The organism is Variovorax sp. MPBD4-3, assembly GCF_058809745.1.
On record NZ_JBXASW010000127.1, the window covers coordinates 1 to 2432 of the forward strand.

The 2432-nt window shown below is 69.6% G+C and carries 1 protein-coding gene; it reads right to left on the reverse strand.

Features of this window, described 5'->3' with window-relative positions; genetic code table 11:
• A partial coding sequence (locus tag AC1RVW_RS30740) for an Ig-like domain-containing protein (protein ID WP_493204510.1) occupies positions 1-2432 on the reverse strand: 2432 nt, incomplete at both ends.

Sequence of the window (2432 nt, forward strand, 5' to 3'; positions counted from 1 at the left end):
GTGCCGACGGTGCCGGTGCCGCTGAGCGTGGGGGTGTTGTCGTCGGTGCTCGCGTTCTGCGCGATGCTGCCGCTGACGCTGCCCTTGTCGTCGCTCACGCCGGTGATGGCGGGAGCCGCGGGCGCATCGCCCATCAGGGTGAAGGTCGATGCAGGCGTGATGGCGCTGACGTTGCCCGCCGCATCCACGGCTTGCGCGGTGAGGCTGTGCGGGCCGGTCGTCAGGGGCAGCGCCGGCGTGAAGCGCCATGTGCCATCGGCGTTGACCGCCGTGCTGCCGATGAGCTTGCCGTTGTCGTAGACGTTGACGCTGGCGACCTGGGCCGGGTCTGCCTTGCCGACGTATTCAGGCTTGCTGTCGTCGGTTTGAGCGCCCGAGGCGATGGGGCCCTGCACGACGCCCACGTCGTCCAGCACCTGGATCTTCGAGGCGTCCAGCGTCGCGGGCGCGGTGGTGTCCACGCTGACCGTGAAGGCACCCGATGGCGCGCTCTCGTTGCCGGCCGGGTCGACGGCCGTGGTGGTGAGTCGATGCGTGCCTTCGGTCAGCGGGGTGGCCGGCGTGAAGCTCCAGCTACCGTCCGGCTGCACCGTCGTGCTGCCGATGGGGGTGGCGTTGTCATAGACCTTGATGACGTCGCCCGGCGTTGCGCCGTTGCCGGAGAGCGTGGGCGTGGTGTCGTCGGTGGAACTTCCGTTGGCGAGCGGGCCCTGCACGGAGCCCATGTTGTCGGACGCGGCGCCAATGGCCGGAATGGCCGGAGCGCTCTTGTCGACTGCCAGGGACAGCGCCGGTGCCGGTTTGCTCTCGTTGCCGGCGGTATCGGTCAACGTATAGCTGATCTGGTGCGCACCTTCGGGCAGGGCGGTGGTCGGCGTGAGCGTGCCGGTGACCGGGTCGTAGGTCGACGCGACCTTGGTGCCGTCGACATACAGCGAGGGCGTGAAGTCTTTGGTCACGGTGCCGATGTTGATGCCGGGCGTGGTGTCGTCGGTGGTCGGCGCGGTGCTGTTCGCGCTCTGGACGGCGCCGACGTTGTCGGCATAGCCGCTTGCCGCAACCGGAGCGGCCGGAGCGTTCGTGCTGACGGTAACGGCGAGTGCGGGCGCCGGCTTGCTCTCGTTGCCGGCGGCGTCGGTCAGCGTGTAGCCGATCTGGTGCGCGCCGTCGCCGAGAGGGACGTTCGGTGTCAGCGTGCCTGCGACCGGGTCATAGGTCGAGGCGACCTTGATGCCGTCGACATACAGCGAGGGTTTGAGGTCTGCGTCCACCGTGCCGATGTTGATGCCCGGCGTGGTGTCGTCGGTGATCCTGGCGGTGCTGGCCGGGTTCTGGACTGCGCCGACGTTGTCGGCATAGCCGGTTGCCGCGACCGGCGTGCCTGGCGCGGTGGTGTCGACGTTGACGACGAACGAGCCCGAGGGCTTGCTTTCATTGCCCACGGGGTCGATGGAAGTGGTGGTGAGCTGGTGCGTGCCTTCTGCCAGCGGCGTGGTGGGGGTGAAGCTCCAGCTGCCGTCGGCCTGCACCGTGGTGCTGCCGATGGGGCTGCCGTTGTCGTAGACCTTGATGACGTCGCCGGGCGTCGCTCCTGCGCCGGAGAGCGTGGGCGTGGTGTCGTCGCTGGCACCGCCGGTCGCGAGCGGGCCTTGCACCGAGCCGACGTCGTCCGTGGCCTTGGCGATGGTGGGCACGTTGGGAGCGGTGGTGTCGATGGTCAGGGCCAGCGTGGCTTCGCCCTTGGTGCCGGCGGCGTTCACGGCGGTGGCGGTGTACTTGTGCGCACCTTCGGCCTGCACCGGCAGCGCGAGGCTCCAGTTGCCGTTGGTGTCCGCCGTGGTGGAGCCCAGGGCGGTCGAGTCTTCCCTGATCGTGATGATGGAGCCGGCCGTTGCCGTGCCCACCAGCGTGGGCGTGGTGTCGTCCGTGACGGCGCCCGGAGCGAGGTTGCCCTGCTTGCTGCCCTGGTCGTCCACCGCATGGGTGATGCTGACGACGACGCCGGAGGTATCGACCGTGAAGCTCAGCGGTGCGCTGGCAGCACTGGTGTTGCCCGCGGCATCGGTGAGCGTGTGCGTGATGCTGTGCGCGCCTTTGGCAAGTGGCTTCTCGGGCGTGAGGCTCCAGGTGCCGTCGGCATTGACGGCGGCGCTGCCGATGAGGGCGGCGCCGTCATACACCTTGACGACGTCGCCGGCCCTGGCGCCGCTGCCGCTGAAGGTGGGCGAGGCGTCGTCGGTGGAGCCGCCAGCGGGGATGGGGCCGGTGACTGCGCCCTGGTCGTCCGTGGCCACGACGGTGGCCGGTGTTGCCGGCGGCGTGGTGTCCAGCACGATCGGATATGCACCCGTGGCAGGGCTCGCCTGGCCGGCGCCATCCACGGCGATGGCCTTGAGGTTCTTGACGCCGTCGCCGCTCAGCGGGCTGGTGGT